Here is a 15,471-nt window from a genome sequence, read left to right as displayed (position 1 = left end):
AGCCCGGCTGACACCTTGCCGAGGCGCCCTCCCCGCACCATCACCGTCACGCTTCGACTTGCGCTGAATCGGACGCTCCTGCGCGTTCGGTGGGGGCCTTGCACGGGCAGGCGCGCCCTATCTACCGGGTGCGGGACGAAAACCACGCGAGGACGACCGAGATGAACGCGCTGAACGCCCTCTTCGCCGAGCACGAGCAGGCGGTCTGGCTCGATTTCGTGGCCCGCGGCTTCGTCGCGAAAGGCGAGTTGCAGGCCCTGGTGGAGCGTGACGACTTGCGCGGCGTCACGTCCAACCCCTCGATCTTCGAGAAGGCGATCGGTCACTCGACGGAGTACGACGACAGCCTCAAGGCCGTCCTCGACCAGGGCGACGCCCGGGTCATCGATCTCTACGAGGGGCTGGCCATCGCCGACATCCAGGCGGCGGCCGACGTGCTGCGCCGGGTCTACGACACGAGCGACGGCGCCGACGGCTATGTCAGCCTCGAAGTCTCCCCCTACCTCGCCCTCGATACCGAGGAGACGCTCGCCGAGGCCCGCCGTCTCCACAAGGCGGTCGCGCGCGACAACCTGATGGTGAAGGTGCCGGCGACCCCTGCGGGCCTTCCGGCCATTCGCCAGCTCACGGCTGAGGGGATCTCGGTCAACATCACCCTGCTGTTCTCGCAGAGCGTCTACGAGGAGGTCGCCCACGCCTTCATCGATGGGTTGACCGAATTCGGCGCGAAGGGCGGCGATGTGTCGAAGGTCGCCTCCGTCGCGAGCTTCTTCATCAGCCGCATCGACAGCCTCGTCGACAAGAAGCTGGACGAAGTCGGCGGCTATGAAGACCTGAAGGGCAAGGTCGCGATCGCCAACGCCAAGCTCGCCTATCAGCGCTACAAGCGGGTTTTCTCAGGACCGAAATGGGAGGCCTTGGAAGCCAAGGGTGCCAAGGCGCAGCGCCTGCTCTGGGCCTCCACGGGGACCAAGAACAAGGCCTATTCCGACGTCCTCTATGTCGAGGAGCTGATCGGCAAGAACACCGTCAACACCATGCCGCCGGCCACGATGGACGCGTTCCGCGACCATGGGAGGGTGCGCGCGTCGTTGGAGGAGAACGTCGATCAGGCACAGGCCGTGATGGAGCGGCTGGCGCAGTCCGGCATCGACATCGAGGCTGTGGCGCGTCAGCTGGTGGAAGAGGGCGTGCAGCTCTTCGTCGATGCCGCCGATGCCTTGCTCGGCGCGGTCGCGGGCAAGCGCGTGGCCTTCCTCGGGCATCGCCTCAATGCCCAATCCTTCAAGCTCGGGGACGCGTTGCAGGCGGCCACCGACAAGGCCGTCGAATCCTGGCGCGCCAGCGGCGCGATCCGGCGTCTTTGGGCACATGACAGCACCGTCTGGACCGGCCGCGACGAGGCGAAGTGGCTGGGCTGGCTGCGCATCGTCGAGGATGAGCTGGAGAAGGTGGCGCTCTACGAGGGCTTTGCCGAGGAGGTTCGCTCTGAGGGTTTCACCGACGCGGTGGTGCTCGGTATGGGCGGCTCCAGCCTGGGCCCGGAAGTCATCGCGGCGACCTACGGCCATCGTGAGGGGTTCCCGAAACTCCGCATCCTCGACTCGACCGATCCGGACGAGGTGCGCGCCGTCGAGGCGGCGGTGAACCTGCCGACGACGCTCTTCATCGTTGCCTCCAAATCCGGCTCGACGCTCGAGCCCAACGTCTTCCGTGATTACTTCCTCGGCCGAATGAAGGACGTCGTCGGCGCCGACAAGGCAGGTCGCCACTTCGTTGCCGTCACCGATCCGGGCTCGGCCATGGAGAAGGCCGCCCAGGACGATGGCTTCCGCAAGATCTTCCTCGGCGTGCCGCAGATCGGCGGGCGCTACTCGGTGCTGTCGGCATTCGGCCTCGTGCCGGCAGCGGCGGCGGGCGTCGAGATCCGCGAGTTCCTCGATTCCGCCCGTATGATGGTTCGGTCCTGCGGACCGGCGGTGCCGCCCGCGGCCAATCCGGGCGTGCGGTTGGGAGCGGCCATGGGCGCGGCGGCCAAGGAGTTCGGTCGCGACAAGATCACCTTCATCGCCTCGCCCGGCATCGACACCTTCGGCACCTGGGCGGAGCAGCTGATTGCCGAGTCGACAGGCAAGGAGGGGTACGGCATCATCCCGGTCGAGGGTGAGCCCGTCGGCGTGCCCGCGGTCTACGGCGAGGATCGCCTGTTCGTGTATCTGCGCCTGACCGGCCGGGCCGATCCGCGGCAGGACGAGGCGGTGAAGGTTCTCGAGAGCGACGCGCAGCCGGTGGTGCGCATCGATCTCGAGAAGGTCGAGCAGCTGCCGCAGGAGTTCTTCCGCTTCGAGATCGCCACCGCCGTGGCGGGGGCCGTGCTCGGCATCAACCCGTTCGACCAGCCCGATGTCGAGGCCAGTAAGATCGAGACCAAGAAGCTGTTCGCGAGCGCCGAGGAGACCGACGCGCTGCCGGCCGAGACGCCGATCTTCGAGGACGATACGGTCGCGCTCTATGCCGATCCGGCCAATGCCGAAGCCCTGCGCCAGGGCGACAGCGTCGAGGCCATCGTGTCGGCCCATCTCGGCCGGGTGAAGGCGGGCGACTACGTCGCGGTCTTGGCTTATGTCGAGCGCAACGAGACCCATCACGCGGCGCTGCAGGAAGCGCGTCTCGCCTTGCGCGATGCGCGGCAGGTGGCGACCTGCCTGGAATTCGGCCCGCGTTTCCTCCACTCGACGGGGCAGGCCTACAAGGGCGGACCAGCCTCCGGCGTGTTCCTGCAGATCACCGCCGACCCGTCGGACGACCTCGCGATTCCCGGCCGCAAGCTCGGTTTCAAGACGGTGATCGCGGCGCAGGCACGCGGCGATTTCGCCGTGCTCTCGGAGCGCAAGCGCCGGGCTCTGCGGATCCACTTGAAGGGCGGCGACGTCCCGGCAGGCGTGAAGCGTGTCGCGACTGCCATCAAGGGCGCCATCGTTTCGTAACGGGATCTCGAAGGGATCATCCCTTCGGCGGGGCGGGGGCAGCGCCCCATCGACATGAGAAAGGGCGGCGCCGCGCGCCGCCCTTTCTCATGTTCGCCATCACTCAGTGCGTCGTCAGCGGCCCCGGGATCGCGGCTTCGGCCTTGACCAGCAGGCGCTCCTCGTGACGCTTCATGAAGAGCCACAGCGCCAGACCACCGAAGATCACGAAAGCCAGGAGGCCGAGGCCCACGGGCCCGACGATGTGCTCGATGGAGCGCCCGCACCAATAGGCGCCGAAGCCCATGATCGAAGCCCAGGCGATGCCGCCGAGGCCGTTGAACACGAAGAAGCGGCGGGCATCGAGCTTGTTGACGCCCGCCAGCACCGCCGCATAGGCGCGCAGCATCGCGGTGAAGCGGCCGAAGAACACGATCTTCCCGCCATGCTCGCGGAACAGGTACTGCCCGAGCTTCAGCCGCCCGTGGTCGAGGGCGATGAGGTGGCCGTAGCGGATGAGCAGCGGCATGCCCCAGCGTCGTCCGACCCAGTAGCCCAGATTGTCGCCCAGGATCGCGGCCGCCGCGGCGGCAGCCACCACGAGGACGATGTTCAATCCGCCCGTGCTGCCGGCATAGACCGCCGAGGTGATCAGGATCGTTTCACCCGGAAGTGGCACGCCCGCACTTTCCAGGGTGATGATGACGAAGATGGCGAGGTAGCCGTAATGCGCGATCAGATCGCCGATCGGCAGCCCCTGCAAGAAGGACATGGAATAATTCACTCCGCGAGTCGTGCGGAGCAATGTGGTGATGAACGTGGCCGCAACAGGGCGCGCCGATACACCCGTAAATTAGGCCTCGGCAGGTGAGGAAAGCGGCGCCGAGGCCGAATCCTGATGCGGGTCGAGGCTGGACTCGTGCGGGCCCTGCGACGTTGCGAATGTCTGGTCCCCCGGAAGCGGGAACAGCCGGGCCAATCCCTCCGACACGCCGAAGAGCAGCGGATTGGCCGTGGGTCCGAAACCCGGAGGGATGAGGAGGACGGTATCGATCATGATGTCACCGGTGCCGGCCCCCCACACGATGGGGCTCAAGGGAGGCTCGCGCGGCGTCCGGCACCCGTTCCCACGGGAGCGGTCGTCGGACGCTATCAGAGATCAGTCAATCCGCGACCCTTGTTTCGGTTGCATCGCTTCGATCGATCCGGTGCTGCCCGGCCCCTATTCACAGTGTTTCGCTCTATCGCCGCCCGTCCTCTGACCCTCGAACGCCCGTCGCCCCGCTCGTGAGATGGGTGGAGCGACGGCCCTGTCGCCCGATCAATTGGCCTTCAGGAAGCGCTCGACGCTGCCGCCGAGGCTGGTGGAATGGTCGGCCAGGTTGTCGGCGATGCCGCGCACCGATTCCGCGAATTGCCCCGTGGCGTTGGCCGCCGCCGAGACGCCGCCGATATTGCTCGACATCTCGTGGGTGGACGCCGCCTGTTCCTCCACGGCGCTCGCCATGGCGACGGTCAGGTTCGACAATTCGGACACGGCGGCGGTGATGCCGCCGATGGCGTCGACCGCTTCGCCCGTCGCGCTCTGGATGGCCGCGATCTGCCCGGTGATCTCGCCGGTCGCCCGAGCCGTCTGCTCCGCGAGCGCCTTCACCTCGGTCGCCACCACCGCGAAGCCGCGCCCGGCCGCCCCAGCGCGAGCCGCCTCGATCGTCGCATTCAGCGCAAGGAGATTGGTCTGGTCAGCGATCGACTTGATCATGGCCACCACCGCATCGACCTTGCGGGCGCTCTCCGCCAGCATCCGCACCGTGGTGTCGGTGGCCTCGGCCTGGCTGGCGATGCGCTTGGCCCGCTCGGACACGCTGCCGACCTGGCCAGAAATCTCCTGAATCGAAGCCGTCATCTGCTCCGAGCCGGCGGCGACGGAGGAGGCACGGTAGCGCGCCTCATCCGCCGAGCGTGTCAGACCCTCGGCGGAACGCTGCATCTCGCCGACCGCCGCGCCGACGGCCTCGACGACGCGTTTCACCTCGGCCGCCATCTGAACTTCCGCCGTCACCACCGCCCAGGTCAGCATCGGCCCGATATAGCGACCGTCCGGCCCGTTGATCGCGGACACGCGCAGATCGAGCGTCTCGGGGCCGACCTTGATCTTGGCCCGGTGCGGCAGGCGGCTCGCATCCGCCAGAAGCGAGCGCTGGTGCTGCGGGTTCTTGTGGAACACGTCGAACGACGTGCCCAGCATCTGCGACACCTTGATCGGCAGGTGTTGCTCGATCGAGCCGAGCGTCGTCTGCGAAGTCTTGTTCAGATAGTTGATCTTGAAGGCGTCGTTGGGATCGGCGGTCATGACGGCGATGGGCATGCCGTCGATCATCGTCATGAGCCGGCTGGTCTCGTTCTTCTTGACGGTGATGTCGGCGGCGAACTTGACCACCCGCTCCGGCTTGCCGGAGGCGTCGAGGATCGCGTTGTAGGTTGCTTGCAGCCAAACCCGCCGGCCATTCCGATCGACCCGGGCGAATTCGCCCGATGCGTACTCGCCGCTGCGCAGCCTTGCCCAGAAGGCGGCGTAATCGGCGCTCGCGACGTAATCCGCGTCGCAGAACATCCGGTGATGCTGGCCCAGAATCTCGTCGAGCCGGTAGCCGACCACCGACAGGAAGTTCCGGTTGGCGTTCAGAACCGTCCCATCCATCGCGAATTCGACGGTGGCCAGCGATCGGTCGAGGGCATCGAGCTTTGCCTGTGCTTCGTTGTGGACAGACTTTCGAAACATTTGCTTCGCCCCCGCCTCGGCGAACCTTCGTATTCACTGACGAAGTGATCGCCATCCAAGCCAGTAAGAGCGTAACCGCCGGCTATTTCTTGGATCCGGTCGATGTCCCTCGCAGGCTCACGAATATTTTATCGCGCGAGTTAACGGGTGGTTAAGAATGATGACGCTGGGCAGAAAAGGAATATTGCATTTTCCGCTAGGTTGCGGCGGCGTTGCGGTGACGGGCTTGTCTCGGGGAGGGCGTGGCGCCGTCGGCATCGCCGGGACGGGGCGATGCCGGGATCGGGCTCCGGATCCCGGTATGTTGGACGGCCGGGCCGCCGCTTCGAGATCAGGAGATCCGGGTTCGCCGCGTGGGATCGACAGGTGCGACGGGGCACGCCCCCGCCGCTGCATCATGCACCATGGGGAGCGTGGAGCCGATCCAGCGGCACCGGCGCCGCGTGCGGCCGAGATCCGAGCATCGCGTCGATCAAAGCCAGCACCTCGGTCCGCCCGACATTCGCCGCCGGTTCGAACGGGGTCCAAGTCTGGGTGAAATCGAGTCGTTCGAAGACGTCGCGGTAACGGCGCAATTCGCTCACGGTGAGGGGTACGCCGCGCACGAACGCCTTGTGGGCCGAGATCGTCGTCGCCTTCCGGAAATTCTCGGGATCGAGCTCGAATTTGAGCGCATCGCCGCAGAAGCAGATCTTTCGCTTGCGGTCGAACAGCACGGCGTGGCCGTCGAAGTGACCGGCGGTGCGATGCAGTTCCAGCCCCGGCAAGGGTTCGAGAAAGTCGTCGTAGGGCCAGGAAACCTGAAGTGCCGCGCTCCAGGTGAAGTCGGCGGCCGGCAGGCAGAGCTCCGGATCGAATCGGTCCTGCAACTGGACCAGCGCACCGTAGGAATGGGGATGCGAGGCGGAGAGCACCTTCATTCCGCCGAGCCGCTCGATTTGGTCGAGCGCGTCCGCGCTGAAGACCGGGCAGCCCTCGAAGCCCATATTCCCGTGTTCGGTCTGGACGAGATAGGCGCTCGGGCCAATGCCGGAGACCGGCTCGTTCCAGAACCGCCAGACGCCCGGTTCCAATTCCTGCCAATGGCAGGGGAAGGCTTCCTGCGCCTCGCGCTCGGAGCGGAAGCGCCACCCGTCCTGCGGTACGACGTGGCGCGCATCGAGACACATCGGGCAGGAAGGCGGCGGCGCGAAGTGGCGCTGCCAGAATCCGCAATTGTCGCAGGTATAGGCGGGAAGCTGCAGCGCGCCCGCGAAGGGCAGGTAACCGGGCACGGGCGATCCTGTGCGTGAAAAAGGGAACGGCCGGAAGCTAGGGCTCCCGGCCGTCTTCGCATCCCCTCTGGCGCAAAAGGTCAGCCGTGTGCGGGCGTTCCGTGTGGCTCGGGCGCGTGGTCGCCCGACTTGCCGCGCTTCTTGCCGATCCAGATCACGATCTTGCGGATCACGACGTAGAAGACCGGGGTGAGGAACAGACCGAAGAAGGTCGCTCCGATCATGCCGAAGAACACGGCGGTGCCGAGTGCCTGGCGCATCTCGGCACCGGGACCGGTGGCGATGACGAGCGGCAGCACGCCCAGGATGAAGGCGAAGGCCGTCATCAGGATCGGGCGCAGGCGAAGCCGGCAGGCCTGCACCGCGGCCTCGACCGGCCCCTTGTGCTCGCCCTCCTCGATGTCGTGGGCGAATTCCACGATCAGGATCGCGTTCTTGGCCGCCAAGCCGATCAGCACGATCAGTCCGATCTGGGTCAGGATGTTGTTGTCCTGCCCCCGCAACTGCACCCCGAACAGGGCCGCGAGCACGCCGGTCGGCACCACGAGAAGGATCGCCAGCGGCAAGGCCCAGGATTCGTACTGCGCCGCGAGCACGAGGAAGACGAGGAGCACGCCCAGCGCGAAGACGTAGATGGCGGTGCCGCCCGCGGCCTTCTGCTGGTAGGCGATCTCGGTCCAGTCGTAGGCGTAGCCTTCGGGCAGGGCCTGCTTGGCGATCGCCTCCATGGAATCGAGCGCCTGGCCGGTCGAGATGCCGGGTTGCGCCACGCCTTGCACCGGCACCGAGTAGTAGAGGTTGAACCGCTGCACGATCTGCGGGCCGGTGATCTCGCGGATCGAAGCGAGCGTCCCCAACGGCACCAGGGCGCCCGTCGAGGAGCGGACCTTGAGCTGCTCGATGTCGCGTTTCGACATGCGGTAGACCGCATCACCCTGCACGCGCACCTGATAGATGCGGCCCAGCGTGTTGAAGTCGTTGACGTACGTGCCGCCGAGCGCCGCCTGCACCGTCGAGAAGACGTTGGCGAGGGGCACGTTGAGCATGCGGGCGACGGTGCGGTCGATGTCGAGATAGAGCTGGGGCGTGTCGTTGCCGAAGGTCGTGAAGACCCGGGTCACGTCCTTGCTCTGATTGGCCTGACCGATCACCTCGCCGGCGGCGGCCAGCAGCGGGCCGATCGCCGAGGATTGGCGGCTCTCGATCTGCATCTTGAAACCGCCGCCCTGGCCCAGTCCTCGCACCGGTGGGGGCGGGATCACGATGACGCGCGCCTCCTGGATGCCGGAGGTGGCCTTGAGCACGTCGCCGGTGATGACCGCGGCGCTGCGCCCCGCCGCGGCCCGTTCCTTGGCGCCCTTGAGCGTCAGGAACATCACCGCCGCGTTGGTGGTGTTGGTGAAGGTCGCGCCGTCGAAGCCGGCGATGATGACGGTGTTGGTCACGCCATCGACGCCGCGGGCGATCTCGGCGGCCCGGTTCACCACGGCGGTGGTGCGGTCGAGCGAGGAGCCCGCGGGCAGCTGCACGACGCCGATCAGGTAGCCCTGATCCTGGTCCGGAATGAAGCCCGTGGGCGTGGTCCGGGCGAGGTGCAGGGTGCCAGCGATGACCCCCGCATAGAGGATCAGCATGGCGATGACGCCGATCGCGGTGCTGGTGAGGAACCGGATGGCGTGGCCGTAGCCGTTCGACAGCTTGTCGAAACCGCGATTGAACAGGTCGGCGAGCCAGTTGATGAAGCGGGTGAGGAAGAATTTCGGCTTCTGATGGGCGTGATGCGGCTTGAGCAGCAGCTTGCAGAGGGCGGGCGAGAGCGTCAGCGAGTTGAAGGCCGAGATGATGGTCGAGGCCGCGATCGTGAGCGCGAACTGCTTGTAGAACTGGCCCGAAATGCCGGGGATGAAGGCGGTCGGGATGAACACCGCCGCCAGAACCAGGGCGATGGCGATGACCGCCGAGCCGACCTCGTCCATGGTCTTGTGGGCGGCCTCGCCCGGCGAGAGACCCTCGGCCATGTTGCGCTCGACGTTCTCCACCACGACGATGGCGTCGTCGACGACGATACCGATGGCGAGCACGAGCCCGAACAGGGTCAGGTTATTGAGCGAGAAGCCGAGCGCCGACATCACCGCGAAGGTGCCGACCAGCGAGACGGGAATCGCGATGACCGGAATGAGCGCCGTGCGCCAGCTCTGGAGGAACACCAGCACCACGATGACGACGAGGAGGACGGCCTCGAACAGCGTCTTGTAGACCTCGTGGATCGATTCCTCGATAAACTCGGTCGGATTGTAGGCGATGCGGTACTCGACGTCCGGCGGGAAGTTCTTCTTCAACTGCTCCATCGTCGCCTTCACGGAGGCGGCGGCGTCGAGGGCGTTGGTGCCCGGCCGCTGGAACGCGCCGATGCCGACCGCGGGCGTCGCGTTGAGGAAGGAGTTCGTGGTGTAGTCCTTCTGGCCCATCTCGACGCGGGCGATGTCGCGCACGCGCACGAGGCGGCCTTGGCTCGCCTTGACGATGACGTCCGCGAACTCCTCCGGTGACTGGAAGCGCCCCTGCGACTGCACCACGAGCTGGAAGGCGGCGCCGGGCGCGGCGGGCGGCCCGTTGAGCTGGCCGGCGGCGACCTGGACGTTCTGCTCCTGCAAAGCGGTGGTGACGTCGGTCGTGGTCAGCCCGTAGGCCGCCATCTTCTGGGGATCGAGCCAGATCCGCTCCGCGTACTCGTTACCGCCGAAGATCGAGATGTCGCCGACGCCATCGAGGCGCAGCATCTCGTCGCGAATGTTGAGGTAGATGTAGTTGGCGAGGTAATTCTGGTCGTAGGTCTTGTTCGGCGAGAGCAGATGCACGACCAGCATCAGGTCGGGCGAGGCCTTGCGGACGATGACGCCGAGGTTGCGCACGTCCGGCGGAAGGCGCGGCTGGGCGACCGAGAGACGGTTCTGCACCAGCACGTTGGCGATATCGAGGTTGGTGCCGACCTTGAAGGTGACGGTAAGCAGCATCGCGCCGTCGTTGGTCGACAGCGACGTCATGTAGAGCATGTTGTCGACGCCGTTGATCTCCTGCTCAAGGGGCGTCGCGATGGTTGCCGCCACCGTCTCGGCGTTGGCGCCGGGGAAGCTCGCGCGCACCGTCACGGTCGGCGGCACGATCTCGGGATATTGCGAGACGGGCAGCTTCTCGTAGGCAACGAAGCCGATGATCAGGAAGATGATCGACGTCACCGAAGCGAAGATCGGCCGGTCGACGAAGAAGTGAGCGAAACGCATCGGTCAAACCTCTGGCCGCCGGGAAGCGCGCGTCACGCGCCCGCGGGCGGCTTGCCGTCCTCGTCCAGGCCGGCGCCGGTCGGCGTCGACACGAATTGTCTTCCCCCGCTGCCCACGCCCCTCAACGCGGAACGGCGCTTCGTCAGCCCTTGGTCGGCGGCAGCTGCGTCGTCTCGGGCTTGACCTGGGCGCCGGGGCGGACCTTGGCGACGCCGTTGATCACCACGCTCTCGTCCCCCTTCAGACCCTCGCGGACGACGCGATAGCCATCGACCAGCGGGCCGAGCTTGACGGTCTTGGCCGCGACCTTGTCGCCCTCGCCGAGCACGTAGACGATGCGCTTGTCCTGGTTGGCCGAGACCGCCTCGTCGGGGATCAGGATGCCCTGGTAGGGCTTGGTCGCCGGCATCGAGACGATGCCGAACAGGCCCGGCTTGATGAAGCCGTCGGGATTCTCGACGGTCGCGCGCAGCAGCACCGTGCCGGTGGCGTTGTCGACGCGGTTGTCGACGAAGTCGAGCGTGCCCTTGCGGGTCGGCTTCTCTTCGCCCGAGAGCGCGATCCGGATCGGCGCGCCCTTGCCGCGCTGGGTCTGGCCCATGCCGATCCCCAGCGTGCCCTGGTATTTCAGGAACGACTTCTCATCGACCGTGTAGCCGAAATAGATCGGGTCGAGGGACACGATCGTGGTCAGCATGGTCTGATCGGTGATGACGATGTTGCCCTCGGTGACGAGACGCTGGCTGATGCGTCCGTTGACCGGGGATTTCACTTCGGTGAAGTCGTAGTTGAGTTGGGCGTTGCGCAGCGCCGCCTCCGCGCTGTCCACATCGGCCTGCGCGGTCTGCGATGCTTGGCGGCGCTGGTCGGTGACTTGCTCGGAGATGTTGCCACCCTTCGAGAGCACTTGCGCGCGTTCCAGATCGGTCTGGGTGAAGGCGAGCCGGGCCTTGGCCGAGGTGAGCGCGGCCTGGGCCTGCTCCAGGGCCGCCTTGTAGGGGCGCCGGTCGATGAGGAAGAGCACGTCGCCCTTCTTCACGTTGGCCCCGTCCTGGAACAGGATCTTGTCGAGATAGCCGGTGACGCGCGCCCGGACCTCGACGAACTCGATCGGATCGAAGCGGCCGGTATATTGATCCTGCTCGACGATCTCCTTCACGACGGGCTTGGCCACGGTCACGCCCGGAGGTGGCGCACCGGGAGCCTGCGCAGCGGCACCGCCGGGGCCCATCAGGGCGGCGGCGATCAGCGGCGAGACGAGAAGGAGAGGCCGGAGGCTGCGCATCATTCGGTTCCCTGCACGTCGCGGCCTAATCCGTGCGGTGAAGGATCGGGCGTGCGCTCGCGCACATGCCATTCACTTTTCGTTCATCGATCAGCGTATCCGGACCGAAAAGGACGTCATGCCTCAACCGGTTCGCCGGCGGCGTACCAGTCCTTGAAGGCGCCGGCATAATGTTCGGTGATGTCGAGCCCCGCGCCCTGGGCCGCGGCAAGTGCATTCACCGAGCGGACGCCGGAGGCGCAGGAGAAGACCGGCCGTCGGCCATCCGCCTCGACCAGGGCCTTGAGGGCATCCGGGTCGAACGTCGAGAGCGGAAACGAGACCGAGCCCGGGATGTGGCCACGGGCAAATTCGTAATCCTCCCGCACGTCGATGAGAAGCATCGAGCCATCCGCGAGGCCCCGCTTGACCGTATCCCGGTCGAGATCGACCACCGTCATCGCAGCAAGACTTTCGAGAAAAGGACAGCGCCGCACCGGCTGCGAGGCGCCGATGCACGCGACTAGGAGAAGTGGACCGACTTCTAGAGCCGATCCCGGCTCGGTGGCAATCATAGGGGAGCGCCGACGGCTCCCCCTCATCCTTCGGGCAGCGTGGCGAGCGCGGCTTCGGCCCGCTCGAAATGTGCCGCCCAGGTCGGTGCCGCGTAACCGGTGAGTCGCCCGCACAACTCCGCCCGCGATCGCGAGCCGGGCTCCGCGAGCGCGCGCACGGCGTGCATCCAGCCGGGTCCGTCGAGGGGATCGAGGAAATGGGCGAAATCTCCGCCGATCTCCCGGTGGACCGGGATGTCGGAGGCGACCACCGGCAGGCCGCTCGCCGCCGCCTCGACCACCGGCAGCCCATAACCCTCGATGAAGGAGGGCATCAGCAGGGCCGTGGCCTCCCGCATCAGCCGGGCGAGGCCGTGGGTGGTGAGGCCGACCACCTCGGTGACATGCGCGCGGATCGCCGGGCAGCGATCGAGCATGTCCGCGACGTTCTCGATTTCCCAGCCGCGCCGACCCACGAGAACGAGGCGCGGGGTCTCGTCTCCCAGTCGCTCGGCAAGGTCGCGCCAGAGATTGAGAAGCAGGAGGTGGTTCTTGCGCGGCTCGATGGTGCCGCAGACGAGGAAGAACGGGCGACGGACCGGCCCCGCTTCGTCCGCTGCGGCCGAAAAGATGGGCTCCACACCGAGCGGCGCCACCGTCAGCGGCTTGCGACCGAGACCGCGCGACACCGCGTGACGGGAGAACCGCTCGCCGACATCGGCGGAGTTGACGATGACATGGGCAGCATGGCGCGCGACCGTCTCCATGCGGATCTCGTGCCGCATCGCCTCACCGGGACGCCCGTATTCGGGGTGCGAGATCGGGATCAGGTCGTGGACGAAGAAGACCGGCTGCACGTCGCGTCGGCCGTAGAGCCAATCGAAACGGCCCGGCCGGTCGAGCCGAAGATGCGAGGTGTGCAGGTAGATCGTTCCCTGCGGCAGGCGGTCCGGTCCGGCGGCGCGCCAGGCGCCCAAGGCCGTCTCGGCCTGAACACGACGGCGGTGCCAGGAGGCTGCCCGCTTCTCCTTCGGCCGCCTCCCCTGCCCGAACCGGGCGGCATCGCCGCTTTCGAGATGATCGCTGAGGGCGCGATAGACCGGATCGTCCTCCGCCGCGACATCCTCGACCCAGCCGGCCGCCACAGCCTCGACGATCGACAGGGCCGCATCGCGTACAAGAATTTTCGGGCCGAATTCCGTGGAAACGAGGCCGAACCGGTCGCTGCCCCCTCCGGCGTGGCCGAGCATGTGCCGGGCATAGGCGAGATCGACCCGGTCGATCCCGGTCGGACTGCTGTGGCGCAGGCGGATGATGAGGCGGGTCAGGTCAACGGCGACGGGGCGCGCGGGCATGGGGTCTCGGGGCTCGACCGTCGATGAAACCGGTGATGCCGTGCCGAACCACTTCAGGGTCGATCCCGGCCTGCTCCCGAAGGAGCCCGGAAGGACCCCTTAAAGCGCTTTGCAATGATAGGCGACCGTTCACCGATGCCGTCGCGTCCGCCCGCCGTCTCGAATGACCGGTCGGCACGCTCCGCACCGGGCCCGGCCCTCGGACGTTGCCGGCGACCGGGCACGCGATCCGGAGAAACCGATGCCGGTTCGTCACATCGCGCGACACGCCTCCAGGGGAGGACCACCGTCCCGGCGCATTCAATCGAATACGGCTAGTGTCGTATCGACTTCGCCGGTTGCGAACGGCTCGCGATTTCTCGGGCGACTTCGAGGAGGACGACGTCCACGAGATCGCGCAGCTTGGGATTTCCGCTCGCGTCGATGGCTCGCCGGGCTGCGATCAGCAAATCCGCCGCCTCGTCGATGGCCGCTCCGGCGACGTCATCGGGGAAGCCGAGCAGCGCGCGGGCCTCGGCACCGATTTCGGCGGCGTCCAGAAGCGTCCCCTCCCCCCGAACGGTTCGACCGAGCGGATCGCGCAGGATCCGGCCGCGGCACAACAGCCGTCGCGGGCGCGACGGACCGGCAGCGCGCAACTCGATCAGGACATCGTCCCCTTCCGCCTCTGCCCGGCGCAACTCCCCGAGAAAGCGTTCGACATCCGCGTCCTCGAGCCCGGCCGTAGCCCGCTCGCAGGACAACGGATCACCGGCCAATCCGGGATCGCCTGCCAACAGAGCGGCCGCGCCCCCGTCAAGGACGAAGCGGCCCGAGAAGGGATCCCATTCCCAGGTTCCCACCACGCCCGTTTCGGCCAGGGTTCTGACGAGCCCCGGTGTCGCGCTGGATGCTGCAACACTGCGTCTTCGTTTCACGTTCGGTCCCCCCGCGCAGCATGCGTCAGGAATATGAAAATCGGAAGCCCGGGCCGCACCGCATACGGTTCGGTTCCTTAAGGAGCCTTATTCGACCTGACGTCATCAGCTTGGCAACTCCAAGTCTCTGTTTTGACGCGCCCCCCATGCAACGAAAAAGGCGATGCCGCAGCATGGGGCGTTTGGTTTGATCGTTCTCCGATCTATTCGGTTCCTTTCACGGTACGTTCGAACGGGCGCATCGACGTTTTCTACGCCTGACATGCGGACCATATGCCGACGGCTCTGGTCTTGAGCGCAGATCGCAGCATTCGCGGCGCTCATCCCCGGCGTTCCAGCTGAAGGATCGAAGGAACGCCAACGGGCGGACCCGTGGTGGGTGCCGAAATTGTGGCTCCGCGGCGGAGCAGCGGCAGGCGCCACGGACCGTCTCCGATTCCCCAAGACGATATCAGTCCGGCCCGCAAACGTGTCTGTGTTTCGGCTCGAGATGCAAGGTCTCCTGACCGTTCCCGCGAAACGACATCCGACCGCGCGTTGGCGGACAACGGAATGGGCTCGCGCACATGGTCTGTCCGATCACCGTCGAGCGACAGAAAAACGCTCGTCGTTGCGCGCGTCGATCGCGGAGCGCCACCGATCCGCGGTGGGTCGTCTGCACCGACCCGGGTCGCATGGCCATGTTGTTGATCGAAGGATCTAGGCCGGATCTGCGAGGAATACGTGTCGAAACCGAATTCAGGCGCGCAAATTGTGTCGCTGATCCTGTTTGCGTGCTCGAAGATGCTGATCCGCGATAGGCCTCGACCAGTCACTGCAGAGTCCCGATCTCTACTCAATGCGCCGTCGTTGCCAGGGTGAGCACCGGGTTCGCGGCGCGAAACACTCTTCGGTCTCTATCCTGGATTGTATCCGCGGTTCAAGTCCGCGGCGATGCCTTGCATGCGTTCTCGTCTGAGATCGACCATGCGGGCGGCCCTGCAATCCATAAGATCGCAAAAATCGGCGCAATGTTCAGCGCGTCGGGACGGCTATCTTTTCCCAAAAGAAAGGCGCAAGTTCAGATCACCGTCGGAAG

10 protein-coding genes are annotated in these 15,471 nt (G+C 66.4%); 1 reads left to right on the top strand and 9 read right to left on the bottom strand.

All coding sequences use genetic code 11. The features are described 5' to 3' along the window. Window positions 1–161: 161 nt before the first annotated feature. Window positions 162–2,987: a bifunctional transaldolase/phosoglucose isomerase gene (locus MFF26_RS18885; protein ID WP_238308311.1), complete on the top strand. Its 2,826-nt coding sequence runs from the start codon at window positions 162–164 to the stop codon at window positions 2,985–2,987. A gap of 103 nt (window positions 2,988–3,090) precedes the next feature. Here MFF26_RS18885 and MFF26_RS18880 read toward each other — a convergent pair whose 3' ends face one another. The 9 genes from MFF26_RS18880 to MFF26_RS18840 form a co-directional block, all read right to left on the bottom strand. Further along, window positions 3,091–3,738 carry a DedA family protein gene (locus MFF26_RS18880; RefSeq protein ID WP_137827704.1) on the bottom strand — a complete coding sequence of 216 codons (648 nt, stop codon included), beginning with the start codon at window positions 3,736–3,738 and terminating at the stop codon, window positions 3,091–3,093. An 81-nt stretch (window positions 3,739–3,819) separates the two neighbouring features. Next, on the bottom strand, window positions 3,820–4,062 hold the full coding sequence (locus MFF26_RS18875) for a hypothetical protein (protein WP_238308310.1): 243 nt from the start codon (window positions 4,060–4,062) through the stop codon (window positions 3,820–3,822). A gap of 225 nt (window positions 4,063–4,287) precedes the next feature. Then, window positions 4,288–5,748, bottom strand: a complete 1,461-nt coding sequence (locus MFF26_RS18870) for a methyl-accepting chemotaxis protein (RefSeq protein WP_137827705.1) — start codon at window positions 5,746–5,748, stop codon at window positions 4,288–4,290. Window positions 5,749–6,143: 395 nt separating this feature from the next. Beyond that, window positions 6,144–7,022, bottom strand: a complete 879-nt coding sequence (locus MFF26_RS18865) for an MBL fold metallo-hydrolase (protein WP_137827706.1) — start codon at window positions 7,020–7,022, stop codon at window positions 6,144–6,146. 80 nt (window positions 7,023–7,102) lie between these two features. Further along, window positions 7,103–10,303: an efflux RND transporter permease subunit gene (locus tag MFF26_RS18860; protein WP_238308309.1), complete on the bottom strand. Its 3,201-nt coding sequence runs from the start codon at window positions 10,301–10,303 to the stop codon at window positions 7,103–7,105. Window positions 10,304–10,445: 142 nt separating this feature from the next. Next, window positions 10,446–11,588, bottom strand: coding sequence for an efflux RND transporter periplasmic adaptor subunit (locus MFF26_RS18855; protein ID WP_171015387.1), 1,143 nt, complete (start codon window positions 11,586–11,588; stop codon window positions 10,446–10,448). A gap of 116 nt (window positions 11,589–11,704) precedes the next feature. Further along, window positions 11,705–12,028 carry a rhodanese-like domain-containing protein gene (locus MFF26_RS18850; protein ID WP_137827709.1) on the bottom strand — a complete coding sequence of 108 codons (324 nt, stop codon included), beginning with the start codon at window positions 12,026–12,028 and terminating at the stop codon, window positions 11,705–11,707. A gap of 137 nt (window positions 12,029–12,165) precedes the next feature. Next, window positions 12,166–13,476 carry a glycosyltransferase family 4 protein gene (locus MFF26_RS18845; RefSeq protein WP_238308308.1) on the bottom strand — a complete coding sequence of 437 codons (1,311 nt, stop codon included), beginning with the start codon at window positions 13,474–13,476 and terminating at the stop codon, window positions 12,166–12,168. A gap of 314 nt (window positions 13,477–13,790) precedes the next feature. Next, the gene (locus MFF26_RS18840) at window positions 13,791–14,321 is read right to left on the bottom strand and encodes a hypothetical protein (protein ID WP_238308307.1); all 531 of its coding nucleotides are present in this window, start codon (window positions 14,319–14,321) and stop codon (window positions 13,791–13,793) included. Window positions 14,322–15,471: the final 1,150 nt, after the last annotated feature.

The sequence above is a fragment of the Methylorubrum suomiense genome, assembly GCF_022179765.1.
Classification (GTDB): domain Bacteria; phylum Pseudomonadota; class Alphaproteobacteria; order Rhizobiales; family Beijerinckiaceae; genus Methylobacterium; species Methylobacterium suomiense.
This window is presented reverse-complemented; position numbering and strand designations above follow the sequence as displayed.